This is a genomic window from Hydrogenophaga aromaticivorans (assembly GCF_013387465.1).
Taxonomy (GTDB): domain Bacteria; phylum Pseudomonadota; class Gammaproteobacteria; order Burkholderiales; family Burkholderiaceae_C; genus Hydrogenophaga; species Hydrogenophaga aromaticivorans.
Map to the genome: position 1 here is coordinate 28,540 of NZ_VYGV01000027.1, position 21,869 is coordinate 50,408.

A 21,869-nucleotide genomic window follows, 5' to 3' on the forward strand; every position below is an offset into this window, starting at 1 on the left:
TCAGTCCGGGGATGCTGCGATCTGACGCAGGGCCTGCTCGAACACCGCGGCGGGTTGCCCGCCGGAGATCAGGTGGCGGTCGTTGATGATCACGGCCGGCACCGAGTGGATGCCGTGGCTGTTGTAGAACTGTTCGCGCTCGCGCACGTCCTGCGCAAACGCGTCGCTCGCCAGCACTTCGCGGGCGCGGCCTTCGTCCAGACCGGCCTCGACCACCGCCGCCAGCAACACCGCGTGATCGGCCGGGCTTTCTGCGCGGCCGTGGTACGCGGTCAGCAGCGCCTTCTTCAGCGCGTGCTGCTGGCCCGGGGCGCCCTCTTCATCGGCCCAAAGCAGCAGGCGGTGGGCGTCGAAGGTGTTCCAGATGCGGCCGCGGCCTTCGGGCTTGAAGGCAAATCCGGCCTCGGCGCCGCGCTGGCGGATGGTGGCGCGGATCTGCTCCTGCTGCTCGGCCGTGCTGCCGTATTTCTGGGTCAGGTGCTCGGTGACGTCCTGGCCCTCGGGACCCATCTGCGGGTTCAGCTCGAAGGGCTGGAAATGCATCTCGGCGCTGATGTCGCCCCGCACCGCGGCCAGGGCCTGTTCCAGTGCGGAGAGACCGATCGCGCACCAGGGGCAGGACACGTCGGACACGAAATCGATTTTCAGGGTGGTGCTCATGGAGCGGCATGTTACGGCCGGTGCAAGCCCCGTGCCCGCGCATGGGCTTGCGCGACAATCGACGCTTCGCCTTTCCTTCGCTCACCCCACGCACCATGACCGACCGCTACGCCGTCATCGGCAACCCCATTGGCCACAGCAAATCGCCGTTGATCCACGCCGCCTTCGCGTTGGCCACCGGTCAGGACATCGAATACACCGCCATCGAAGGCCCGCTGGACGGCTTCAAGGCCACGGTCGAAGCCTTCATCGCCGCCGGTGGCCGTGGCATGAACGTGACGATTCCGTTCAAGCTGCAGGCCTTCGAAATCGCCACCGACCCGATGGAGTCCGCCCGCCTGGCCGGCGCGGTGAACGCGCTCAAGTTCGAAGGTGGCCGCATCTTCGCGCAGAACTTCGACGGACTGGGCCTGGTGAACGACATCCAGCGCAACCTGGGCGTGTCGCTGGCGGGCAAACGCGTGCTGATCTGCGGCGCGGGCGGAGCCACGCGCGGCGCCATCCTGCCGATCGCGGCACAGAAGCCGGCCCTGATCGCCATCGCCAACCGCAGCGCCGACAAGGCGCACGGCCTGAAGCGCGACTTCGCGGCCCACGCCACGCTGCAGACCGGGGGCTACGAAGAACTGGCAGGCGAGCGTTTTGACGTGGTGCTCAACGCCACCTCCACCGGCCTCACGCAGGCCGATCTGCCGCTGGCAGCCAGCGCCTTCGCACCCGGCGCGCTGGCCTATGAGCTGGTCTACGGCAAGGGCCTCACCCCCTTCCTGAAGCAGGCTCAGGCCGCGGGCGTGCAGCACATCGCCGATGGCGTGGGCATGCTGGTCGAGCAGGCGGCCGAGGCCTTCGAGTGGTGGCGCGGCGTGCGCCCGGACACCCAGCCGGTGATCGCACGCTTCACGGTACCTCTGGTCTGACACATGAGTCCCCCACGCTCCGCCGCTGCGCGGGTCGCTGCCCCCCGAGGGGGCTGACCCGCCTTGGGGCGGCCCGGCGCCGGGTCGTTTTGGGTTGCACATGACATCTTCTTCTCGCTGGGCACAGGCCGTTCCCCTGCTGGCCGTGTTCGGCTCGGTGGTGGCGCTGGGCATCGGCACCTCGTTCGCCAAACAGCTGTTTCCACAGGTCGGCTCGCTCGGCACCACGGCCTTGCGGGTGGGCTTTTCGGCGTTGCTCCTGCTGCTGATCTGGCGCCCCTGGCGCTGGCCGCTCTCGCGCGCCGATGCCAGGAGCCTGGTGCGCTACGGCGTGGCATTGGGCTGCATGAACCTGATGTTCTACCAGTCGCTGCGCACCATCCCCTTCGGCGTCGCGGTGGCCATCGAGTTCAGCGGACCGCTCGCGGTGGCCTTCTTTTCGTCGCGCCGGGCCATCGACTATGTGTGGATCGCGCTGGCCATCGTCGGCCTCGGCCTCCTGCTGCCGCTGGGACACGACGTGGCCAGCCTCGATCCCGAAGGCGTGGCGTTCGCACTCGGCGCTGCGGTGTGCTGGGCGTCGTACATCGTGTTCGGAAAACGCGTGGGGCATCTGCACGCGGGCCACTCCGTCGCTCTGGGCCTGACCATGGCGGCGATCACCGTTGTGCCCTTCGGCATCTGGCACGCGGGCAGCGCCCTGCTGGAACCGGGCATCCTGCTGTTCGGGCTGGGTGTGGCCGCGGTGTCCAGCGCCATCCCGATCTCGCTGGAAATGGTGGCGCTCAAACGCCTGTCGCACAGCGCGTTCGGCGTCATGGCCAGCATGGAGCCGGCCGTGGCCGCGCTGCTCGGCCTGCTGGTGCTGGGCGAGCAGCTGAGCGGCCTGCAGTGGCTGGCCATCGGCTTCATCATGGCCGCCGCTGCGGGCAGCTCGGTGACGGCGCAGCCCGACACCCACCACGGTCCCGCCGACGAAATCGTGCAGTGATCGCTTCGCGGTGACGCGATCAGGGTTTTCACTGATGAACTCTAGTCCTATAGAGGACTAGAGTTCATCACATGAACAAAGCCCTGCACCTCGTCCCGCCCGCCGAACCCGGTCTGAGCCGCTACGCCTCGCTGGCGCAGGCGCTGCGTGCGCGTGTGATCGCGGGTGAGTGGTCGCCCGGCTCTGCGCTGCCCGCCGAGAGCCAGCTCGCCACCGAACACAGCGTGGCCCTGGGCACCATGCGGCGGGCACTGGAGCTGCTGGCCGAACAGGGTTTCATCGAGCGCATCCACGGCAAAGGGACCTTTGTGCGCCAGGGGCTCTCGGGCGCGACCATGCTGCGCTTCTTCCGTTTCGACAGCGGCACCGGCGAGGTGCCGGTTTCGCGCATCCTGCAGCGCAGTCGTGTGAACGCGCCGGCCGCGGTGTCGCGGGTGCTGGGCATCGGCACCGGGGAACCGGTCTTGCGCCTGCACCGCCTGCGCCTCATGGGCGGCCAGCCCCGCCTGTTCGAAGAACTCTGGCTCCCGCTTGACCTGTTTGAGCCGCTGGCCGAGGACGACCTCAGCACCTGGGACGACCTGCTCTACCCCATGTTCGCGCGCCGCGTGCAGGTCCACGTGCACCGCGCACTGGACGACATCGGCTTTGCCCAGCTCAGCGCCTCACAGGCCCGCCACCTGGGCCTGCCCGCCGGCCACCCCTGCGCGCAGGTGCAGCGCTCGGCCTACGACCTCACCGGGCGCTGTGTCGAACTGCGCATCACGCGCGGTGACGCGCACGCGTTTCACTACACCGTCAACATCACCTGAAGGAGACACCATGACCAAGATCTGCATTCCCATCGACGTCCGGCTCTCGCGCCGCACTCTCATCACGGCGGCGGGCGCGACTCTGGCAGCCCCCTGGATCGGCGCGCACGCGCAAGGCAAGATCGCTGGCGGCAAGCCGATCACGCTGATCGTGTCGTATCCTCCCGGTGGTGGTGCCGACCTCATGGCCCGCACCATCGCGCCCCGGCTGGAGGCCGCGCTCGGCCAGACCGTGGTGGTGGAAAACAAGGCCGGTGCCAGCGGGCAGCTGGCGGCCGGGCATGTGGCGCGCGCGGCCGCCGACGGCAGCGTGCTGCTGCTCGACGCCTCGTCGTTTGCCGTCACACCATCGCTCTTTCCCAAGCTGCCGTACAACGCCGCCACCGCCTTCACCCCGCTGGCGGTGCTGGCCACTTTCCCCAACGTGCTGGTGTGCACGCCGAGCTTCGAAGCAAAGAGCGTGAAAGACGTGATCCGCCTGGCCAAGGCCGGTCCGCTGAACTACGCCTCGTCGGGCAACGGCTCGGCCCAGCACCTGGCCGGCGCCCTGTTCGAGCAGCGCGCCGGTGTGACCCTGACCCACGTGGCCTACCGCGGCGGCGGTCCGGCCATGAACGATGTGATGGGCGGACAGGTGCCGCTGTTCTTTGCCAACGTGGCTTCGTCGCTGGGCCACATCAAGGCGGGCAAGCTGCGCCCGCTCGCCGTCACCAGCACGCTGCGCGCACGCTCCCTGCCCGACGTGCCGACCATGGCCGAGGCCGGCGTCAGCGGCTACGAGGTGCTGGAGTGGAACCCCATCCTCGGGCCGGCCGGCATGGCCGCCGATGTGAAGGCCACGCTGGTCGCGGCCATCCGCAAGGCGCTGGAAGACGCCGAGGTGCTCGGCCGCATCCGCCAGCTCGGTGGCGACGTGTTTGCCGACGCCAGCCAGCAGAGCGCGGGCAAGTTCATCGCTGCGCAGCAGGCGCTGTGGGCCAAGGTGATCAAGGAACGGAACATCACCACCGGATGAACACGCACCACACCCCTGCGGATGGCTGGGACTGCCATGTGCATGTGTTCGACCCCACGCACCCGGCACAGGCCGGCCACTACCAGCCGGTGCTGCGCGACCTGCCCGAGATCGAGCACACCGCCACGGCACTGGGCATGGGCCATCTCGTGCTGGTGCAACCCAGCGTCTATGGCACCGACAACGGCCTGATCCTGCGGGCGCTGGCCCGCGAGCCGGGCCGTCACCGGGGTGTCGCGGTGGTGGACACCGCCGTCACCGACGCCGAACTCGACACCATGCACCGGCTCGGCGTGCGCGGCGTGCGCTTCAACCTGGTATCACCGGTGGGCAACGGCCCCGAGGCTTTTCGCGCCCTCGCTCCCCGGCTGAAGGCACGTGGCTGGCATGTGCAGTGGTACGCCCGGGCCGACCAGTTGGCCGCCATCGCGGACCTGCACGAAGGCAGTGGCCTGACCGCCGTGATCGACCACCTGGCCGGCCTGCACGCGGGCATCAGCGCCGCCGATCCCGCCTGGGCCTTTCTGGAACGCCTGGCTGCACAGGGCGCGTGGGTCAAGCTCTCGGGCTGGTACCGGCTGCAGGCCAGCACGCCCTACGAGGTCTTGCATGGCCACATCGGTCGCGTGGCCACACTCATGGGCGAACATCTCGTCTGGGGATCCGACTGGCCGCACACCGCCTTCGAGCACGACGCCCTGCCGCCCTACGACAGCCTCTGGCAGCCGGTGGTGCAGGCCCTGGGCGAGGCCCGCGCCGCCACCGTGCGCGCGGCCGGCGCCTTGCTCTACGCCTGAACACCGGGGACACTGGGGCATGCGCATCCTGCTCGCCGAAGACGAAACCGAACTGGGCACCTGGCTGGTCAAGGCGCTTGCGCAGAACGACTTCCAGGTCGACTGGGTGAACGACGGCCGCCTGGTGCGGCGTTGCCTCAAGACCACCAGATACGACGCGTTGATCCTCGACCTGGGTCTGCCTGGCCTGGGCGGGCACGATGTGCTGGCCGACCTGCGCGAGGCCGACGAACGCCTGCCCGTGCTGATCCTCACCGCGCGCGACTCGCTCATGGAGCGCGTGACCTGCCTGCACGGCGGGGCCGACGACTTCCTCGCCAAACCCTTCGAGCTGAGCGAACTCGAAGCGCGCCTGATCGCGTTGATCCGCCGCTCGCGGGGCAGTGAACACCCGCGTTTTGCCTGCGGCCCGCTCGGCTACGACAGCGCCACCAAACAGTTCCGCCTGCAACACGAACCGCTGACGCTCACGCCGCGCGAACACGCGGTGTTGCGCGCGCTGATCCAGCACAGTGGCGAAGCGCTGTCCAAGCGCGAACTGGTGGAGCGCGTGTTTTCCGACGAGCAGGACGTGAACCCCGAAGCCATCGAGGTGCTGGTCCACCGCCTGCGCAAGCGGCTGGAAGCCTCGCCGGTGCGCATCACCACCTTGCGCGGCATGGGCTACCTGCTGGAATGCCCGCCATGAAAATGCCGCGCTGGCTCGCCGGCAGCATCCGCCGCATGTTGCTCGTGGTGCTGGTGCCGGGCCTGCTGCTGGTGTTTTCGGCCGAACTCTGGCTCGCCTGGCGCACCGCCAGCGAAGCGGCCGACGCCGCCTACGACCGCTCCCTGCTCGGCGCAGTGAAGTCCATCGACTCCAGCATTTCCACCGCCAGCGGCGGCCTCAGTGTCGAGCTGCCTTACCGCATGCTGGAGTTCTTCGAGCTCACCGCCAATGGGCAGGTGTATTACCGCGTGGCCACCGAAGACGGGCTGGTCGAGATCGGCAGCTCCGACCTGCCGCCACCGCCAAAGCCCCTGCTTTCGAGCAAGCCGCAGTTCCACGAGGGCGTGTACTTTGGCGAGCCGGTGCGCGTGGGCAGCTACGCGCGCGAGCTGGCCACGCCGCTGGCCGGGCAGGCGGGGCCGCAGCGTGTGGTGATCCAGGTGGCCGAAACACTGGAAGCCCGCACCGGTTTCCAGCGCAGCCTGGTGCTGCAGTCGGTGGCGCGCGATTTCCTGCTGGTGGTCGTGGCCAGCACCCTGTTTGGTCTGGCCATCGCCTGGGCCATGCGCCCGCTGGCCCGCCTGCGCCAGGACGTCGAAGCCCGCGCCCCGCAAGACCTCACCCCGATGGACAGCGACGGCGTGCCCGCCGAGCTGCTGCCGCTGGTGGGCGCCCTCAACCACCACATCGAACGCAACCGCGAACAGACCGAAGCGCGCCGCCAGTTCGTGGACGACGCCTCGCACCAGCTGCGCACGCCGCTGACCACACTGGCCACGCAGGTGGCCTATGCCCAGCGCGAGGCCGACCCCGCCGCGCTGCGCGAGGTGATGGACAACATCCGCCAGCAGCTCGACGAAACCATCCGCCAGACCAACCAGATGCTCTCGCTGGCCAAGGCCGACAGTGCCGCGCCCGAACCCGAAGCGCTGGACGCCGTGGTGCTGGCCGAAGACCTGGTGCGCCGCTGGTGGCCGCTGGCACGCGAGCAGGGGGTGGACCTGGGCCTGGCCGCGCCCATGGCCACGCTGCCCTTTCGCGGCGAGCCCGGCCTGCTGAAGGAAGCCCTGTCCAACCTGCTGCACAACGCCATCCGCCACGGCGGCGCAGGTTGCCACGTGACGCTGGCCGTGGCCGCCGATGGGCGCCATGTGCGCTTCAGCGTGGTCGACGACGGCCCGGGCCTGCCGCCCGAGGAATTGGCGCGCGCTGGCGAGCGCTTCTTCCGTGGCCGCCACGGCCAGTTGCCCGGCTCCGGCCTGGGGCTGGCGATTGCGCGCACCGTGGCCCAGCGCCACGGCGGCGGGATGCGTGTGAGCGCCGGGCCCGAGGGGCGCGGGCTGGCCGTCACGATGGAACTGGCCGGCACCGGCGCCCCCGCCACCTCATGCGGGTAAACCCTGAAAAATTCGCCTCTGGCCTGAAAGCGGTCTGAAAGTGCGCTTTTTCTACAGTGCCCTCATCGCAACAGATCCGTTGCGAGCGTTCCACCCCTTCGAGGAGACATTTTCATGAGCATCACGTCCAAGTTCATCGCCGCCGCCGTCTCGGCCAGCGCCCTCAGCGCATTCGCCGCTGGCGCCCTGGAGAAAACCGAATGCATCGCCCCCGCCAAGCCGGGCGGCGGTTTTGACCTGACCTGCAAGCTGGTGCAGAGTGCGCTGCAGGAGGGCAAGTTCATCGCCGACCCGATGCGCGTGACCTACATGCCCGGCGGCATCGGCGCCGTGGCCTACAACACCGTGATCGCGCAGAAGCCCGACGCGGCCAACGCCATCGTCGCCTTCTCGGGCGGCTCGCTGCTGAACCTGGCCCAGGGCAAGTTCGGCCGCTACACCGAGAACGACGTGCGCTGGCTCGCCGCCATCGGCACCGACTACGGCGCCGTGGTCGTGGCCGAGAACTCGCCCTTCAAATCGCTCAAGGACGTGATGGCGGCCATGAAGGCCGACCCGACCAAGGTGGTGCTGGGTGCCGGCGGTACCGTGGGCAGCCAGGACTGGATGAAGGCCGCGCTGACCGCGCGCGCCGGTGGCGTGAACCCCAAGACCATGCGCTACGTGGCCTTTGAAGGCGGTGGCGAGGCGCTGACCGCGCTGCAGGGCGGCCACATCCACGTGTTCACCGGCGACGCGGCCGAGGCCGGGCAGCAGATCAAGGCCGGCGCCAAGGTCCGCATCCTGGCGGTGATGAACGACAAGCGCCTCACGGGCGACATGGCCAACATCCCCACCGCCGCCGAACAGGGCTACGACGTGGACTGGCCCATCGTGCGCGGCTTCTACGTCGGCCCCAAGGTCAGCGACGCCGACTACAAGGTCTGGGCCGACACCTTTGCCAAGCTGATGGCCACGCCCGCCTACGACAAGCTGCGCAACGAGCGCGGTCTGTTCCCCATGGCCATGACCGGCGCGCCGCTGGACGCCTATGTCAAGAAACAGGTGGCCGGCTACCGCAAGCTGGCCGAAGAGTTCGGCCTGAACGTCGTCGCCGCCAAGTGATCCCCGCGGGGCTTCGGCCCCGCATCGCGGCGCCACCCACTGCGGTCGCTCGCATCCTTTTCCCCACCGGAGTCTCCCCATGAGTGACCGCCTGCTCGGCGCGGTGTGTGTTGTCGCGTCCGCCGCCATGGCCTGGGCCGCGCAAGACTACGCCGCCGCCATCTCCTACGAACCCGTCGGCCCGCGCGCGTTTCCGCTGCTGCTGGCCGTCGGCCTGGGCCTGTCTGGCCTGTGGCTGGTGCTGCGCCCAACGGCGGGGGCCGAGTCCTTTCGCGGCGTGCCCTGGAAGGCCACCGCACTGTGCGCGGGTGCCGTGCTGGTTTACGCGCTGTTGTTCCAGTGGCTGGGCTTTGCGCTGGCCACGGCGCTGATGGCGCTGCCGGTGGGCATGGCGTTCGGTGGCAGCTGGAAACAGTCGCTGGCTGGTGGCGCCGCGCTGGGCCTGGTGCTGTTCCTGCTGTTCGACAAGGTGCTGGACGTGGTGTTGCCCACCGGCCCGCTGTCTGCCGTTCTCGGAGGGAGCTGACATGGATACCTTGCAACACCTGATCCTGGGCTTTGGCGTCGCGCTGAGCCCGACCAACCTGCTGATTGCCGCGATGGGCTGCTTCATCGGCACCATCGTCGGCCTGCTGCCCGGTCTTGGCCCGATCAACGGCGTGGCCATCCTGATGCCGCTCGCCTTTGCCATGAAACTGCCGCCCGAGGCCTCGCTGATCCTGCTGGCCGCGGTCTACATCGGCTGCGAATACGGGGGGCGCATCTCGTCCATCCTGCTCAACGTGCCGGGCGACGCCGGCGCCATCATGACTGCGCTCGACGGCTACCCCATGGCGCGCAAAGGCCTGGGTGGCGTCGCGCTGTCGATCTCGGCCTGGAGCTCGTTCGTGGGCTCGCTGGTCGCCACCATCGGCATCGTGCTGATGGCGCCGCTGCTGGCGAGCTGGGCGCTCTCGTTCGGGCCGGCCGAGTACTTCGCTCTCATGTGCTTCGCCTTCGCCTGCATCGCCGGCCTGATGGGCGACGCGCCGGTCAAGGCCGGTCTGGCCGCCATCATCGGCCTGTCCATGTCCTGTGTGGGGCTGGATTCGAACTCGGGCGTCTACCGTTTCACCGGCGGCGACATCCACCTGTCCGACGGCATCCAGTTCGTGGTGGTCGTCATCGGCGTGTTCTCCATCAGCGAACTGCTGCTGATGCTGCAGCAACACCACAGCAACGCCGGCATGGTGACGCAGACCGGCCGCATGTTGTTCAACTGGCTGGAACTCAAGGCCACCTGGTGGGGCACGCTGCGCTCCAGCGTGGTGGGCTTTGCGGTGGGCGTGCTGCCCGGCGCCGGCGCCACCATCGCCAGCGCCATGACCTACTCCATGGAAAAGAGTCTGACCGACACCGAAGGCACCTTCGGCAAGGGCGACATCCGCGGCGTCGCCGCGCCCGAAGCGGCCAACAACTCGGCCGCCACCGGCTCCTTCGTGCCCATGCTCACGCTGGGCGTGCCCGGCTCGGGCACCACGGCGGTGATGGTGGGCGCGCTCTCGCTCTACAACATCACGCCCGGCCCGGCGCTGTTCACCCAGCAGCCCGATCTGGTGTGGGGCCTGATCGCCTCGCTGTTCGTGGCCAACGTGATCCTGCTGGTGCTCAACATCCCGCTGGTGGGCGTGTTCACCAAGGTCCTGAGCGTGCCCAACTGGCTACTGGTGCCCGGCATCGTGGCCGTCAGCAGCGTGGGCGTGTACGCGGTGCACGCCACCACGTTTGACCTCGTGCTCATGACCGGGCTGGGCTTTGCCGCCTACCTGCTGCGCAAGCAGGGCGTGCCGATGGCGCCGCTGATCCTGGGCTTTGTGCTCGGCGACATGATGGAACAGAACCTGCGCCGTGCGCTGTCCATCAGCAACGGCGACGCCAGCATCCTCGTGGGCAGCCCCATCACCATCGGCCTGTGGGTGGCAGCCGCGCTGATGCTGGTGGTGCCGATCGGGATGCGCCTGCTGGCGCACAGACAGCAGCCGGTGGCGGTCCGCGGTTGAGGAAGCGCGCCCCACCGGGTGCAGGCGCCCGCCTTCAGGCAGACGCCGGAGACGACACCAGGCGAACCTCGTTGGGCTGCCGGCCGGGCCGGAGCTCGAAGTGCGCTGGAAACTTCTTGAACAGCTTGGTCGACAGTGCGCTCTTGCCCAGCAAGCCACCATCACGCAGGGCCTTGGCCACATCGCCCAGCGGCTGCCAGGCACCGGCTTCGAGGGCCGGCACCGCGGCCAGGATGCGCGGCACCGTGAGGGCGTCGGCGGGCGCGGCCGGCTTCGCGGCCGTCTTGCGTGCGGACTCCTTCGGAGCGGGTGGGGCCGCGGGCACTTCCTTGCGGGCGACCGCCTTTTTGGCCGGCACTTTTTTCGCAGCGGCCTTGGCGGCCGGCGCAGCAGCGGGCGCCGAGCGGCGGGCCTTGGTGGGCGCGGCTGCCGGTGCGGGCGACGGTGTTGGACGTCGGGCCGACGCGGCATGGCCCACGTACAGCACGCGGTCGTAGGCCGGCACCGCCTCCGGCGCCATCTTGCTCGCCTCGGAGACGCAGACCACCTGGATGCCCCGCTCCCGCAGCCGCACCACCAGCGGCACAAAGTCCGCATCGCCCGAGCCGATGACGATCATGGCCGGCGCCGGCTGCTGGCAGGCGAACGCCATGGCATCGGCGGCGAGCGCGATGTCGGTCGTGTTCTTGCTCAGCGACAGGTTCACGAACGGCCGGATCGCCCAGGTGCGCAGCGTCTCGGCCAGGCCTTTGAGGTTTTCGGCGCTGCCGTAGGCCCGCCGTACCGCGAGGCTGCCCTCGGCGGTTTCGAGGGCCTTGAAGGCTTCGTCCACCCAGCCGGGTGAAGACAGGTTGTCGGCATCGATCAGAAAAACCCGCATGTGCTGCTACCTCCTTGTGGAACCTGCAATGTACACAGCCGCGCCCACATGTCCAGACGAACGCACACGGCCGCAAAGGGCCGAAAATGCCGGGGTGCTGTTTGAGCACTGTTCCCAGAGGCCCTCCATGTACATCCCCGCCCCGTTCGAAGAAAGCCGCCCCGGTGAACTGCAACGCGTGCTGCGCGAACACCCGCTGGGCGCGCTCATCACGCACGGTCCGAACGGGCTGGACGCCAACCACATTCCGTTCGAGCTGGATGCAGCCACCGGCCCGCACGGCACGCTGCGCGCCCACGTGGCGCGCGCCAACCCGGTGTGGCGCGAGGTCCCGGCGGACGGCGCCGACGTGCTGGTGATCTTCCAGGCCAGCGAGGCCTACATCTCGCCCAACTGGTACCCCAGCAAGCCCGAACACCACCGCCACGTGCCGACCTGGAACTACCAGGTGGTGCACGCCCACGGCCGCCTGCGCGTGGTGGACGACGAACGCTTCGTGCGCGGCCTGGTGGCGCGCCTCACGCGCGAACACGAGCAGCGCTCACAGCAAGCCCAGCCCTGGAAGATGGGCGACTCGGCGCCGGATTTCATCAACGGCCTGCTGCAGGCCATCGTCGGCATCGAGATCGAAGTCACCCGCCTGGTGGGCAAATCCAAGCTCGGCCAGAACCGCGAAGAGCGCGACCGGCTGGGCGCAGCGGCGGGGGTGGCGGGGTTGGGGAATCTGGAAGCGGCGGAGGCGATGCGTGGGGCCGGCGGGGCCTGAGGTGTGCAGCAGGCGTGGGCCAGCTGCGGCCGTGGCAAGTCGCGAGTGGCGCCTTCGGACGGGAAGCCCCTGTTTGATGTCGGGGCCGGAAACGCGGGTTGCGGTCGTTGAGAGTTCCGTCTGATCTCAGTGGCCTCAAGCCAGTCCTTGTGCCAACGCCTCGAACACCACCCGAATCCGCCGCGAAGTGCGCAGTTCGCGGTGGGAGACCAGCCAGATCGGAAAGCGCACCGGTGGCAGGTCATCGAGCACGCGCACCATGCCCGGGGTGTCGCGGGCGATCTCGTCCATCATGGCGCCGATGCCCATGCCCTGGCGCACCAGCGCCCAGTGCGCCACCGAGTGGTCGGAATAGCTGCTGAAGTTGGCTTCGCTCAGGGGCAGGCCGTGCATGCGCAGGTAGGCCAGGAACTGGCCGGAGCGGTCGGAGCCGACGAAGGGCAGGTGGACCGCGTCTTCGGCGGTACGCGGGTGGCCGTGGATCTTCACCCAGTCTTCGGACGCGTAGAAGCTGGCCGTCGCCTCGCGGATCAGCCGGGCGATCAAGTCCGGCTGATCGGGCTTGACGTGGCGGATCGCAATGTCCGCCTCGCGCCGCAGCAGGTCGCTCAGCGCATTCGACGAAATCACCTCGATGGCGATGCCCGGTTCCTGCTCGCGCAGTTGCCGCACCAGCGGGGGCAGCAGTTGGGCCGCCACCATGTCGGTGGCCGAGACCGAGACCACGCCGCCCACCGCCTGCGAGCGACCGGTCGCGGCCAGGCTCAGGGCCTGCGCGGCCGCGCCCATGGCTCGCGCGTGTTCCAGCAGGTCCAGCCCGGTGGGGGTGAGCGCCATCGCCTTGCCCACGCGTTCGAACAGGGTCACGCCCATGCGCTGTTCAATCGCGGCCACCTGGCGGCTCAGGGTGGGCTGGGTCAGGCCCAGCTTGCGCGCGGCGGCCGAGAGCGAGCCGGTTTCGGCGGTTTCCAGAAAGGCCCTGAGCTGGTTCCAGTCGATTTTGTCCATGCGTGAATGTATATCTCCACTGCAAATTTCCGCGATTCCCTGCGGTGCCATGCATGGATAGCATCCATCCCATGCCGTTTTCCACCGCCACCCCGACCACCGACACCACCCGCCTGCCGCAGGCCGGCGATCCAGCCGCCCGCAAGGCCCGCTTCTGGGACCGCGTCGCCCGCAAGTACGCGGCCGACCCGATTGCCGACATGCCGGGTTACGAGGCCACGCTGCGGCGTGTGCAGGGCCTGCTGACCCTGGAGCAGGCGGTGCTGGAGATCGGTTGCGGCACCGGCAGCACCGCGCTGCGCCTGGCGCCGTTCACCGGGCGGCTGCTGGCCACGGACGTCTCGTCACACATGATTGCCATCGCCCGCGAGAAGCTGGCGGCGCAGCCGGTGCCGCAGCTGAGCTTTGCGGTGGCCGACGCCGACGCGCCGATGGCCCGTCCCGGCGAGTACGACTCGGTGCTGGCCTTCAACCTGCTGCATCTGGTGAGCGACCTGGACGGCGCACTGGGCGCGGTGGTGCAGGCCTTGCGGCCGGGCGGCCGGCTGATCTCCAAGACCGCCTGCATCGCCGAGATGAATCCGCTGATTCCCTGGCTGGCGATTCCCCTGATGCGCGCCATCGGCAAGGCGCCCGACGTGCTGTGCTTCGACGCCGAAGCGCTTCAGGCCGCCATGGTCCGCCAGGGCCTGGTGATCGAGGCGGTCGAGCGCCACGGCACCAAGGGCAAGGACATCCGCGTCTTCATCGTGGCCCGCAAGCCGGGCTGAGTTTCCCCACCCCGCACACCGACCCAGGCGAGGCTTCCTTCGCCCTGCCGGCGTGCGTTCGTCCGCGTTTTTTCACACCGACCGACACAGGAGTTTTTTCATGCCACGCATTCACCCGCTGCACGGCTTTGCCCGCCGCCCCGTCACCTGGCTGATGGTGCTCACCGCCCTGGCCCTGGGTGCCTGCGGCGGGGGCGGTGACGACGCGCCCGACGGCGGCTCCGGCGGCACCGCGCCTTCGGCGTCCATCGAGGCGCTCGAAGGTGACTGGGTGCAGAAGGGCTGCGTGAAGACCGGCGGTCAGTCGTTCAAGAAGATGCTGCGCGCCCGCGTCACCGGCGCGAACACGCTCGACTACCACGAAGGGGTGCTGACCTTCGGCGGCAACGAATGCGCCGGGGGCTCGCGCCTGGCCGGCCCCTCAAAGCTGGGGGCTGTGAGCTTCGACCGGTCCGAGTCGGGCGCGGGCCTGGCCGCGCACTGGGGCGTGTTCCGCACCGTCACCGGCACCCGCTTCGGCGCCATCTGGACGCTGCGCTCGCCGGCCCTGCTGTGCCTGCTGGGCGACGACATCCCGACCAGCCAGCCCTCCCTGCGGGCGGTGTCGGCGAGCCTGGCCACAGTGCCCGCCGACAACTGCTTCGTCCGATGACCCCCACGAACCCCATGGAGCCGTTCATGCACCGTGTGACCCACCCAACCCTCGCGCCGCTCGCTGCGGCCCTGCTGCTGGCCAGCGCGTCCACCCTGGCCGCAGACGCCGGGGAGCGCAAGTTCATCCGCAAGGGCATGGGCGAAGGGGAGGTGGTGCTGAAGATCGGTCAGCCCGACCACGAAGCCTTGCTCCGCGCCGTCAGGGGTCAACCCGAAGAAAAGACCTGGACCTACTTCCCCAACGCCCGGGACCCTCAGACGCTGACCATCGTCCGTTTCCACGCGGGCCGGGTCGCGGAGGTCGAACGCAAGATCGCCCGCTGATGCCGGGCGCGTGCAACTTGAAAGGACGCTCATGAAAGCAGCCCTCGCCTTCGCCGTGCTGGCGACGCCGATGCTGGTGAACGCGGCCGCCCTGCGCGTGACGGTGACGCACGGCCCGTCCGGTCCGGCCACGCTCTGCCTGGCCGTTTTCGACAGCGCCGACGCCTTCGCAAACCACCGGGCCGTGTGGTCGCAGAAGGTCGAGATGGACGGGGGCACCGCATGAAACGCCGTGAGCTGTTGACCCGGTCACGGCTCATCGGGGCCGCTCCCTCGCTGGCGCCAATGGCGGCGCACGCTGCGGCGCCGGAGAACCGGCAGGCGCAGTTCGCCGCATCGCGCGAACCCTGGACGCCGGCCTTCACCACGCTGGCGGGCGACTTCCCGCTGACCCAAGCCAGGGTGCGCGGGCGCTGGGCGGCATGGTGTGTGTGGTGGCTTCGTTGGGGTTTGCAGAGATCGACTTGGAGCGCCGCGGCGCCTCAGTCCCGGTCCGGCGCGCCGAGTGGGAAGAACGAACGATACGGCCGAGCCTCTTCCACCGCCCGGGCGAACGACGGGCGGGCCAGCAAGCGCGCGCGGTAGGCGCGCAGCGCGGGGTAGGTCTCGGGAATCCGGTGCACCCAGTCCGCATAGAACAGCGACGGTGCTGCGGCGCAGTCGGCCAGCGTGAAGTGTTCGCCAGTGGCCCATGTCTTGCCGGCCAGGTGTCCTTCAAGCCAGACGTAGGCGCGCTCCAGCCGCTCGCTGGCGATGGCCCGCCCTTTTTCGACCGTCATCGGATAGCGCTGGAGCGCGGTGTCCACCGCCAGCTGCATCGCGCTCATCACGTACAGATCGAAGTAGCGGTCGAGGAAGCGCACGTCCAGCGCGGCCATCGGGTCGGCGGGCAGCAGGCGCACGGGGCCGGGGTGCGCGAGTTGCAGGTATTCGATGATGAGGCTGGTCTCGACGATCTGGCGTTCGCCGTCCAGCAGCATCGGGAACCGGGCGATGGGCCAACGCCGCAGCCACTCCGCTGCGTGCTCCGGCGTGTCCGGCCCGATACAGCGGAATTCGAACGGGGTGTCGTTCTCGTAGAGCGCGATGAGCGCTTTCTGCGTGTACGAGGAAAAGGGGTGACCGTAAAGCACGAGCGACATGGTGGAACCTCTGGATTCAAACCGCTGGCAGCAGGCAGGCGATGAACTCTACAGGACCTGTCAGCCGTCGGACAGCGCCCCCGCCGGTTCACCCCGACAATGGCCCGGTGAAAGCCCACCACTTCGCCCAGCTCGTCGGCCTCTCCGCGCTCTGGGGCGCCTCCTTTCTTTTCCTACGCATCGCCAGCCCCCTGCTCGGACCGCTGGTGCTGGCGGGCGGGCGCGTGGGGCTCGCGGCGCTGACGCTCTCGGTGATCATGCGCGTGCTCAACCACCGCTGGCCCTGGCAACACTGGCGCGAGTTGCTGGTGCTCGGCTTGCTCTCGGTGGTGGTGCCGTTCCTGCTCTACGCCTGGGCCGCGCTGCGCCTGCCCGCGGGCTACAGCGCGTTGCTCAACACCACCGCGGTGCTGTTCGGCACGCTGTCATCGGCCTGGTTCAAGGAAGACACCCTGACCGGGCGCAAGCTGCTGGGTTGCCTGTGCGGCTTCGTGGGTGTGGGCCTGATCGTACGGCTCGGGCCCGTGCAGCCCGACGCCCCCACCCTGCTGGCCGCGCTGGCCTGCATCGGGGCCGCCGCCTGCTACGGCCTGTCGACCCCGCTCATGAAACGCGCCACGGCGCACATGCAGCCGCTGGCCATCGCGGCCGGCATCCATGTGATCTCGCTGGTGCTCGTGCTGCCGGGTGCCGCGCTGGCCTGGTCACAGGCCCGGTTCACGCCCGTCGCACTGGGCGTGTTGCTGGTGCTGGGTGTGATCACCTCGGGCCTGGCCTACTGGGCGCACCTGCGCATCATTCGCCACGTGTCGCCGGTGGCGGCGATGAGCCCGGTGTTCCTGATCCCGGTGTTTGGCGTCACCTGGGGCCACCTGGTGCTGGGCGAAGTGGTGTCTTCCGGCATCTTCGCGGGCGGTGCGCTGGTGTTGCTGGCGACCGCGCTGGTGACGGGTTTCAACCCGTTGCGCCGCAGCGGCGTGGAAGACCCGATTCCTTGAAAAACCGCATACGGTTTTGCGTTCAAGCGCAGAACAAGGCGGGAGCCGCAGACAGTGCTGTAGCACGGCCAGGCGAACCAACGCAGTCATGCGTTTGAAGGCGAAACCGTTTCAGTCGTCCACGGGCGCGCGGCCCGGCCGGCCCGGCAGCATGCTCAGCATGTGGTCGGCCACACCGCCGTCCACCACCAGGTTCTGCCCGGTCACGTAGGCCGCGCCCGCGCTGCTGAGCCAGGCCACGGCGGCGCCCACGTCGTCGGGCTGGCCGATGCGGCCCAGCGGCACCAGGGCGACGCGGCGGGCGTGGATGTCGGCGTCCTGGTACATGGCTTCGGTGAGCGGTGTGCGGACCATGCCGGGGCACACCGTGTTGACGCGGATGCCCTCGCCGGCCCATTCCTGCGCCAGCTGGCGGCACAGCATGATGAGCGCGGCCTTGGCGGCCGAATAGGCGCCGTTGCCGGGGTGCGGGTGCAGGCCCGACATGGACGCGATGGCGGTGACGCTGCCGCGCGTGCGCGCCAGCTGCTCGCGGGCGGCGCGCGCCAGCAGCCAGGCCGAACGCGCGTTGAGGTTGAAGGTCAGGTCCCACTGCGCGATCGACAGCTCGGCCAGCTTGCCGGGACCCGACGCACCGGCGTTGCAGATCAGCGCGGTCAGGTCGCCGCCGCTGGCCTGGGCCTTGGCCACCAGCGCGGCGCATTGTGTGGGGTCGGTGATGTCGCCGGCCACGCCGGAAGCGCCCACACCTTTCGCGCGCAATTCGTGCACCAGGGCTTCGAGCTTGTCGCCGTGCTGCGAGGCGGCGGCGCTGATGTGCAGGCGCACGCCGTCCTTTCGCGCCTGTTCGATGAGCGCGAAACAGATGCCGCGGCCAATGCCGCCGGTGGCGCCGGTGACGAGCGCGTGCTGGGTGGGGGTCGATGGGGTGTCGGGCATGTTCGGACTCCGTGGTGGTCAAACTCTAGGGGGCCGCCGCGCGCTTGTCGATGCGGGGTGAACCCGCCCCCCGCCCCCGCCGCATGCGGACCGGCCGTGTCAGCCGAGCGACGCCTCGGGCGCGCCGAGCGCGGACCAGCCACCGTCCACCGGCAGCACTGAGCCGGTGATGTAGCTCGCCGCGGGCGAGAGCAGGAAAACGATGGCCTGTGCGATCTCGGCTGGCTCCGCCATGCGCCCCAGCGGCGTGCGGCGCGCAATGGCGGCACCGTCGATCGCGCCTTTGCCGGCGAGTTCGGCCACCAGTGCGGTGGCCACATAGCCCGGCGCCACCGCGTTCACGCGCAGACCCTGGCGCGCCCATTCCATGGCCATGGCGCGCGTCATGCCCACCACGCCGGCCTTGGCCGCGCTGTAGGCGTTGCGCGCGGGGATGCCGCCGAGCGCCGCGATGGACGCGATGTTGACGATGGCCCCGCGCTGCCCGCGTGCATCGGCCGCTTGCGCCAGCAGCACGCCGGCCACCGCCTGGCTCATGAGGAACTGGCCGCGCAGGTGCACCGCGAGCACGCGGTCGAAGCCGTCCACCGTCTGCTGCAGTGTGGGCACGGACTGGTCGCCGATGCCGGCGTTGTTGACCAGGCCGTCGATGCGACCCCACTGCGCCAACACGGCGGACACCGCGGCGTGCACCGCGTTCGAGTCGGTCACGTCGCAGCCCAGGCCCAGGTGGCCGGGGCCGAGTTCTGCGGCGCGCGCCAACGCGGCTTCGGCCCGCAGATCGAGCAGCGCCACGCGCCAGTCCTGCTGCGCCAGGCATTGTGCGGTGGCCCAGCCGATGCCATCGGCCGCACCGGTGACGATGGCCACGGGAGCGTTGGCAGACATGCCTTCGTCCTGCGCCGCGCTCATGCCGGCCTCCAGCCCGGCATCTGCACCGCGCGGATCAGGCGCGTTTCCTGCGCGGTGATCAGGTGGGCCGAGGCTTGCAGGTAGGCCGGGAAATCCGGGTGGGTGTCGCGCGCCTGGCAGCGGCGCTCGTAGTCGGCCAGGCCCTCATAAGCCCAGAGGTGAACGAACTGGTTTTGTGGCCCCACTAGGCTGGTGTAGAAGCCCACCGGGTGGCCCAGCGTCTGCATCAGGATGGGCATGGCCAGGCGGTTGAACACGTCCAGAAACTCCGGCATCTTGCGCAGGGTGATGGTGTAGATGCGGTGGTCCACGAGCGGCTTGCTGAGCGACGAAGCGCTGCTCACCGGCCAGGGCAGTGGTGTGATGGCGGTGCTCACTGGGGTACCTTCGCCCTGCGGGCTGCGGTGCGAGCTGGCTTGGGAACGGCCCGGCGCGGCGCTCATGCGGCTGCTCCCGCGCGGTCGGCGATGTGGTTGCCGGTGACGTAGCCAAAGGTCATGTTCGGACCGTGCGTGATGCCGGCGCCGGGGTAGTTGCCGCCCATGATGCTAGCGCGGTCGTTGCCCACGGCGTAGAGGCTGGCGATGGCCGAGCCGTCGCGCCGGAGCACTTCGCCAACCACGCTGGTCTGGATGCCGTCGAAGGTGCCGAGGTCGCCCATGATGAGCTTGACCGCGAAGAACGGCCCGGCCTGCACCGGCGCCACGCAGGGGTTGGGCTGGTTGGCTGGATCGGCCAGGTAGCGGTTGAAGCTGGTGCGACCGCGACCGAAAGCCGGGTCTTCTCCTTTCACGGCGCCGACGTTGTACTCGCGCACGGTCTGCTCCAGGCCGACCGGGTCGATGCCGGCGTTCTTCGCGAGTTCAGCGAGCGTGTTGCCCTTGATCAGGTAACCGTTGCGCAGGAACTTGCCGATGGGCATGGGCGCGGGCTTCACGAAACCGATGCCGTACCTGGCCAGCGTGGCCTTGTCACAGACCAGCCACATGGCGGTCTCTTTCTGGCCTTCGCAGGCGCGCACCATGGCCGCACCGACGTCGTGGTACGAGTTCGATTCGTTGGTGAACCGTTTCCCGTTGGCCAGCACGCCGATGATGCCGGGCTTGTAACGGTCCAGCAGGTGCGGGAACACACCGATCTCGCCCTTGCCGTAGTCCACGCGTGAGACCGGCATCCACGCCGCCGCGTCCTTGAAGCGGATGTCCACCACAGCGCCGAGCTGCTCGGCCATGTTCACGCCGTCGCCGGTGTTGCTGACCGGTGTGGGCGAGAGGTGCTGGTGGCCGCGCTTCACGTGCGGGTAGGCCTGGGCCAGGCGCTTCACGTCGTGCGGGAAGCCGCCACAGGCCAGCACCACGCCGTGGCGCGCGCGCAGCGTGCCCTGCCCGGTGCGCACGCCCACGGCGCGTTCCCCGTCCATCTGAATGCCTTGCGCCGGCGTGCTGGTGAGGATGGGGATGCCCAGGTCCAGCGCCGACTTGGCCAGGCGCGCCGCCAGCGCGTTGCCGCTGGTGACCGCGATGCCGCGGCGGTAGAGCGCGAGCTCCTTGAGGTGCGTGGCCAGTCGCTTGGCCACGTAGAGGAAAGACGTGAGCGACTTCGTGACCTGGAAGAAATGTTTGAGGTCGGCGTTCGACGAGTTGAACATCATGCCGATGAAGGTGATGGTCTTCAGCGGCGGTTTCAGGCGCGCCATGTCGGTGCCGAGCTCGCGGATGTCGAACGGTTTGGCGAGTATGGAGCGGCCGATGTCCACACCACCCGCCACGTCAGGGTGGTAGTCCGGGTAGAGCGTGGGCACGAACTGCATCGCCGTCTCTCGTTCGAAGAACTGCACCATCTTCGGGCCGTTGTCGATGAAGGCTTCGACCGCGGCTTCGTCGTAGAAGGCGCCGGTCTCCTCCATCATGTAGCGGCGCACAGCCTCGCGCGTGTCGGCGGGGTTCTGCTGCCGGCCGTGCGGCCCCAGCGGGATCCAGAGCACGCCGCCCGAGAGCGCGGTGGTGCCGCCGAACACGGGTTCTTTCTCCAGCACCACGACGTCCAGCCCGCGCTTTTTCGCGGTGATGGCGGTGGCCAGGCCGGCAGCGCCGGAGCCGATGACGATCAGGTCGTATTCGTTTTTCATGGGTGTCTCCTTATGCGGTCTTGTTGTATCCAGGGCGCGGCACCATATCCATCAGCATCGACGACATACCGCCATCGACAGCGAGTTCGGCGCCGTTCATGTAACCCGCACGCGGGCTGGCCAGGAACAGGGCCACGTCGGCGATGTCCTGCGGCTCGCCGATGCGGCGGCTGGCCGTGACCAACGCACGCCTGGCTTCAAAGCCCGGCTCTTCGTAGAACTTCGCCGACAAGGCGGTGCGGATCATCCCGGGACAGATGGCGTTGCTGCGGATGCCCAGCGGGCCCCACTCGGCCGCCATCTGGCGCGACATCAGCAGCACGCCGGCCTTGCCCGCGCTGTAGGCGCCGCTGTGGCTCTGCGGGAAGTTGGCCGAGATGGAGGCCACGTGCACCAGCGCGCCGCGCGTGCGCGCCAGTTGCGGCTTGAAGGCGCGCGAGCACAGCAGGTAGCCGGTGAGGTTGACGCTGAGCACAGCGTTCCAGTCGTCGAGGCTGACACTGTCCAGGCTGCCCGGGCGCAGCAGGCCGGCGTTGTTGATCAGCGCGGCGCAGTCGCCCAGTTCGGCCTGCACTTTCGCGGACGCGGCCAGGGTCTGCGCTTCGCTGGCGATGTCGCAGCCCACGGCCAGGGTGCGCGCGCCTTGGGCTGCGAGTTCGGCCGCCAGGGTCTCGCAACCGGCGAGGTCGCGGTCGAGCAAGGCCACGTGCGCACCGGCCGCGGCGAGCTGGCGCGCCACCGAGGCGCCGATGCCGCTGGCCGCGCCGGTGACGGCGCAAACCCGGCCTTCGAGCCCCAGCCAGTGGCCCGCAGCGGGGAGGGAGGATGCCGACATGTTTGTCTCCTTGTTCTGAGGAGGTTCATTGTTCCCGCGCAGGGTGGCAGCGGGTTTGACGATTCCAGCCAG

At 69.2% G+C, this 21,869-nt stretch carries 25 protein-coding genes; 16 read left to right on the forward strand and 9 right to left on the reverse strand.

Annotated features, from left to right (window positions below):
• Positions 1-660 carry a DsbA family oxidoreductase gene (locus F3K02_RS24645; RefSeq protein WP_177139018.1) on the reverse strand — a complete coding sequence of 220 codons (660 nt, stop codon included), beginning with the start codon at positions 658-660 and terminating at the stop codon, positions 1-3.
• 95 nt (positions 661-755) lie between these two features.
• Between F3K02_RS24645 and aroE the strand changes: the two genes are divergently transcribed.
• From aroE to F3K02_RS24695, 10 genes are all read left to right on the forward strand, one after another.
• Entirely contained in the window at positions 756-1,577 is an 822-nt protein-coding gene (aroE, locus tag F3K02_RS24650) for a shikimate dehydrogenase (protein WP_177139020.1), read from the forward strand.
• Positions 1,578-1,677: 100 nt separating this feature from the next.
• On the forward strand, positions 1,678-2,568 hold the full coding sequence (locus F3K02_RS24655; RefSeq protein WP_177139022.1) for an EamA family transporter: 891 nt from the start codon (positions 1,678-1,680) through the stop codon (positions 2,566-2,568).
• 71 nt (positions 2,569-2,639) lie between these two features.
• Complete coding sequence (locus F3K02_RS24660) at positions 2,640-3,380, forward strand: GntR family transcriptional regulator (protein ID WP_177139024.1); 741 nt, start codon at positions 2,640-2,642, stop codon at positions 3,378-3,380.
• A 10-nt stretch (positions 3,381-3,390) separates the two neighbouring features.
• A complete protein-coding gene (locus tag F3K02_RS24665; protein WP_177139026.1) occupies positions 3,391-4,395 on the forward strand; it encodes a tripartite tricarboxylate transporter substrate binding protein in 1,005 nt (334 codons plus the stop codon).
• A complete protein-coding gene (locus F3K02_RS24670) occupies positions 4,392-5,192 on the forward strand; it encodes an amidohydrolase family protein (protein WP_177139028.1) in 801 nt (266 codons plus the stop codon). Before F3K02_RS24665 ends, F3K02_RS24670 begins: the two co-directional genes overlap by 4 nt.
• 19 nt (positions 5,193-5,211) lie before the next feature.
• Entirely contained in the window at positions 5,212-5,880 is a 669-nt protein-coding gene (locus F3K02_RS24675) for a response regulator (RefSeq protein WP_177139030.1), read from the forward strand.
• Positions 5,877-7,298: a sensor histidine kinase gene (locus tag F3K02_RS24680; protein ID WP_177139032.1), complete on the forward strand. Its 1,422-nt coding sequence runs from the start codon at positions 5,877-5,879 to the stop codon at positions 7,296-7,298. The genes F3K02_RS24675 and F3K02_RS24680 overlap by 4 nt, the downstream gene beginning before the upstream one ends.
• 114 nt (positions 7,299-7,412) lie before the next feature.
• Positions 7,413-8,402, forward strand: a complete 990-nt coding sequence (locus F3K02_RS24685) for a Bug family tripartite tricarboxylate transporter substrate binding protein (RefSeq protein ID WP_177139034.1) — start codon at positions 7,413-7,415, stop codon at positions 8,400-8,402.
• Positions 8,403-8,481: 79 nt separating this feature from the next.
• Positions 8,482-8,928 carry a tripartite tricarboxylate transporter TctB family protein gene (locus tag F3K02_RS24690; protein ID WP_177139036.1) on the forward strand — a complete coding sequence of 149 codons (447 nt, stop codon included), beginning with the start codon at positions 8,482-8,484 and terminating at the stop codon, positions 8,926-8,928.
• A 1-nt stretch (position 8,929) separates the two neighbouring features.
• Positions 8,930-10,441 (forward strand): tripartite tricarboxylate transporter permease, encoded by a 1,512-nt coding sequence (locus F3K02_RS24695; RefSeq protein WP_177139038.1) that lies wholly within the window; start codon positions 8,930-8,932, stop codon positions 10,439-10,441.
• A gap of 34 nt (positions 10,442-10,475) precedes the next feature.
• Here F3K02_RS24695 and F3K02_RS24700 read toward each other — a convergent pair whose 3' ends face one another.
• Positions 10,476-11,321, reverse strand: coding sequence for an NYN domain-containing protein (locus F3K02_RS24700; protein ID WP_177139040.1), 846 nt, complete (start codon positions 11,319-11,321; stop codon positions 10,476-10,478).
• A gap of 127 nt (positions 11,322-11,448) precedes the next feature.
• Here F3K02_RS24700 and F3K02_RS24705 point away from each other — a divergent pair, with 127 nt between their 5' ends.
• A complete protein-coding gene (locus F3K02_RS24705; protein WP_177139042.1) occupies positions 11,449-12,087 on the forward strand; it encodes an FMN-binding negative transcriptional regulator in 639 nt (212 codons plus the stop codon).
• 135 nt (positions 12,088-12,222) lie between these two features.
• Here F3K02_RS24705 and F3K02_RS24710 read toward each other — a convergent pair whose 3' ends face one another.
• The gene (locus F3K02_RS24710) at positions 12,223-13,095 is read right to left on the reverse strand and encodes a LysR family transcriptional regulator (protein WP_177139044.1); all 873 of its coding nucleotides are present in this window, start codon (positions 13,093-13,095) and stop codon (positions 12,223-12,225) included.
• A gap of 53 nt (positions 13,096-13,148) precedes the next feature.
• On the opposite strand from F3K02_RS24710, the gene F3K02_RS24715 reads away from it, so the two are divergent.
• From F3K02_RS24715 to F3K02_RS24730, 4 genes are all read left to right on the forward strand, one after another.
• Positions 13,149-13,865: a class I SAM-dependent methyltransferase gene (locus F3K02_RS24715; RefSeq protein WP_246309792.1), complete on the forward strand. Its 717-nt coding sequence runs from the start codon at positions 13,149-13,151 to the stop codon at positions 13,863-13,865.
• Positions 13,866-13,965: 100 nt separating this feature from the next.
• A complete protein-coding gene (locus tag F3K02_RS24720) occupies positions 13,966-14,517 on the forward strand; it encodes a hypothetical protein (protein WP_177139046.1) in 552 nt (183 codons plus the stop codon).
• A gap of 26 nt (positions 14,518-14,543) precedes the next feature.
• On the forward strand, positions 14,544-14,843 hold the full coding sequence (locus F3K02_RS24725) for a DUF2845 domain-containing protein (RefSeq protein ID WP_218179577.1): 300 nt from the start codon (positions 14,544-14,546) through the stop codon (positions 14,841-14,843).
• Between the two features lie 31 nt (positions 14,844-14,874).
• Positions 14,875-15,069: a hypothetical protein gene (locus F3K02_RS24730; RefSeq protein ID WP_177139049.1), complete on the forward strand. Its 195-nt coding sequence runs from the start codon at positions 14,875-14,877 to the stop codon at positions 15,067-15,069.
• Between the two features lie 256 nt (positions 15,070-15,325).
• On the opposite strand, the gene F3K02_RS24735 is transcribed toward F3K02_RS24730, so the two are convergent.
• Positions 15,326-15,985: a glutathione S-transferase family protein gene (locus F3K02_RS24735; RefSeq protein ID WP_177139050.1), complete on the reverse strand. Its 660-nt coding sequence runs from the start codon at positions 15,983-15,985 to the stop codon at positions 15,326-15,328.
• Between the two features lie 107 nt (positions 15,986-16,092).
• On the opposite strand from F3K02_RS24735, the gene F3K02_RS24740 reads away from it, so the two are divergent.
• The gene (locus F3K02_RS24740) at positions 16,093-16,983 is read left to right on the forward strand and encodes an EamA family transporter (RefSeq protein ID WP_177139051.1); all 891 of its coding nucleotides are present in this window, start codon (positions 16,093-16,095) and stop codon (positions 16,981-16,983) included.
• A 111-nt stretch (positions 16,984-17,094) separates the two neighbouring features.
• Here F3K02_RS24740 and F3K02_RS24745 read toward each other — a convergent pair whose 3' ends face one another.
• The 5 genes from F3K02_RS24745 to F3K02_RS24765 form a co-directional block, all read right to left on the reverse strand.
• Positions 17,095-17,922 (reverse strand): SDR family NAD(P)-dependent oxidoreductase, encoded by an 828-nt coding sequence (locus F3K02_RS24745; RefSeq protein WP_177139052.1) that lies wholly within the window; start codon positions 17,920-17,922, stop codon positions 17,095-17,097.
• Between the two features lie 99 nt (positions 17,923-18,021).
• On the reverse strand, positions 18,022-18,834 hold the full coding sequence (locus F3K02_RS24750; RefSeq protein WP_177139053.1) for an SDR family NAD(P)-dependent oxidoreductase: 813 nt from the start codon (positions 18,832-18,834) through the stop codon (positions 18,022-18,024).
• Entirely contained in the window at positions 18,831-19,178 is a 348-nt protein-coding gene (locus tag F3K02_RS27720; protein WP_343067162.1) for an NIPSNAP family protein, read from the reverse strand. The genes F3K02_RS24750 and F3K02_RS27720 overlap by 4 nt, the downstream gene beginning before the upstream one ends.
• Before the next feature lie 95 nt (positions 19,179-19,273).
• Entirely contained in the window at positions 19,274-20,962 is a 1,689-nt protein-coding gene (locus F3K02_RS24760; protein ID WP_177139056.1) for an FAD-dependent oxidoreductase, read from the reverse strand.
• 10 nt (positions 20,963-20,972) lie between these two features.
• The gene (locus tag F3K02_RS24765) at positions 20,973-21,797 is read right to left on the reverse strand and encodes an SDR family NAD(P)-dependent oxidoreductase (RefSeq protein WP_177139057.1); all 825 of its coding nucleotides are present in this window, start codon (positions 21,795-21,797) and stop codon (positions 20,973-20,975) included.
• Positions 21,798-21,869: the final 72 nt, after the last annotated feature.

What these genes read in the sequence shown, in the direction of transcription:
- F3K02_RS24645 (WP_177139018.1), bottom strand. Translation starts at nt 660, where the DNA reads ATGAGCACCACCCTGAAAATCGATTTCGTGTCCGACGTGTCCTGCCCC.
- aroE (WP_177139020.1), top strand. Translation starts at nt 756, where the DNA reads ATGACCGACCGCTACGCCGTCATCGGCAACCCCATTGGCCACAGCAAA.
- F3K02_RS24655 (WP_177139022.1), top strand. Translation starts at nt 1,678, where the DNA reads ATGACATCTTCTTCTCGCTGGGCACAGGCCGTTCCCCTGCTGGCCGTG.
- F3K02_RS24660 (WP_177139024.1), top strand. Translation starts at nt 2,640, where the DNA reads ATGAACAAAGCCCTGCACCTCGTCCCGCCCGCCGAACCCGGTCTGAGC.
- F3K02_RS24665 (WP_177139026.1), top strand. Translation starts at nt 3,391, where the DNA reads ATGACCAAGATCTGCATTCCCATCGACGTCCGGCTCTCGCGCCGCACT.
- F3K02_RS24670 (WP_177139028.1), top strand. Translation starts at nt 4,392, where the DNA reads ATGAACACGCACCACACCCCTGCGGATGGCTGGGACTGCCATGTGCAT.
- F3K02_RS24675 (WP_177139030.1), top strand. Translation starts at nt 5,212, where the DNA reads ATGCGCATCCTGCTCGCCGAAGACGAAACCGAACTGGGCACCTGGCTG.
- F3K02_RS24680 (WP_177139032.1), top strand. Translation starts at nt 5,877, where the DNA reads ATGAAAATGCCGCGCTGGCTCGCCGGCAGCATCCGCCGCATGTTGCTC.
- F3K02_RS24685 (WP_177139034.1), top strand. Translation starts at nt 7,413, where the DNA reads ATGAGCATCACGTCCAAGTTCATCGCCGCCGCCGTCTCGGCCAGCGCC.
- F3K02_RS24690 (WP_177139036.1), top strand. Translation starts at nt 8,482, where the DNA reads ATGAGTGACCGCCTGCTCGGCGCGGTGTGTGTTGTCGCGTCCGCCGCC.
- F3K02_RS24695 (WP_177139038.1), top strand. Translation starts at nt 8,930, where the DNA reads ATGGATACCTTGCAACACCTGATCCTGGGCTTTGGCGTCGCGCTGAGC.
- F3K02_RS24700 (WP_177139040.1), bottom strand. Translation starts at nt 11,321, where the DNA reads ATGCGGGTTTTTCTGATCGATGCCGACAACCTGTCTTCACCCGGCTGG.
- F3K02_RS24705 (WP_177139042.1), top strand. Translation starts at nt 11,449, where the DNA reads ATGTACATCCCCGCCCCGTTCGAAGAAAGCCGCCCCGGTGAACTGCAA.
- F3K02_RS24710 (WP_177139044.1), bottom strand. Translation starts at nt 13,095, where the DNA reads ATGGACAAAATCGACTGGAACCAGCTCAGGGCCTTTCTGGAAACCGCC.
- F3K02_RS24715 (WP_246309792.1), top strand. Translation starts at nt 13,149, where the DNA reads ATGGATAGCATCCATCCCATGCCGTTTTCCACCGCCACCCCGACCACC.
- F3K02_RS24720 (WP_177139046.1), top strand. Translation starts at nt 13,966, where the DNA reads ATGCCACGCATTCACCCGCTGCACGGCTTTGCCCGCCGCCCCGTCACC.
- F3K02_RS24725 (WP_218179577.1), top strand. Translation starts at nt 14,544, where the DNA reads ATGCACCGTGTGACCCACCCAACCCTCGCGCCGCTCGCTGCGGCCCTG.
- F3K02_RS24730 (WP_177139049.1), top strand. Translation starts at nt 14,875, where the DNA reads ATGAAAGCAGCCCTCGCCTTCGCCGTGCTGGCGACGCCGATGCTGGTG.
- F3K02_RS24735 (WP_177139050.1), bottom strand. Translation starts at nt 15,985, where the DNA reads ATGTCGCTCGTGCTTTACGGTCACCCCTTTTCCTCGTACACGCAGAAA.
- F3K02_RS24745 (WP_177139052.1), bottom strand. Translation starts at nt 17,922, where the DNA reads ATGCCCGACACCCCATCGACCCCCACCCAGCACGCGCTCGTCACCGGC.
- F3K02_RS24750 (WP_177139053.1), bottom strand. Translation starts at nt 18,834, where the DNA reads ATGAGCGCGGCGCAGGACGAAGGCATGTCTGCCAACGCTCCCGTGGCC.
- F3K02_RS24760 (WP_177139056.1), bottom strand. Translation starts at nt 20,962, where the DNA reads ATGAAAAACGAATACGACCTGATCGTCATCGGCTCCGGCGCTGCCGGC.
- F3K02_RS24765 (WP_177139057.1), bottom strand. Translation starts at nt 21,797, where the DNA reads ATGTCGGCATCCTCCCTCCCCGCTGCGGGCCACTGGCTGGGGCTCGAA.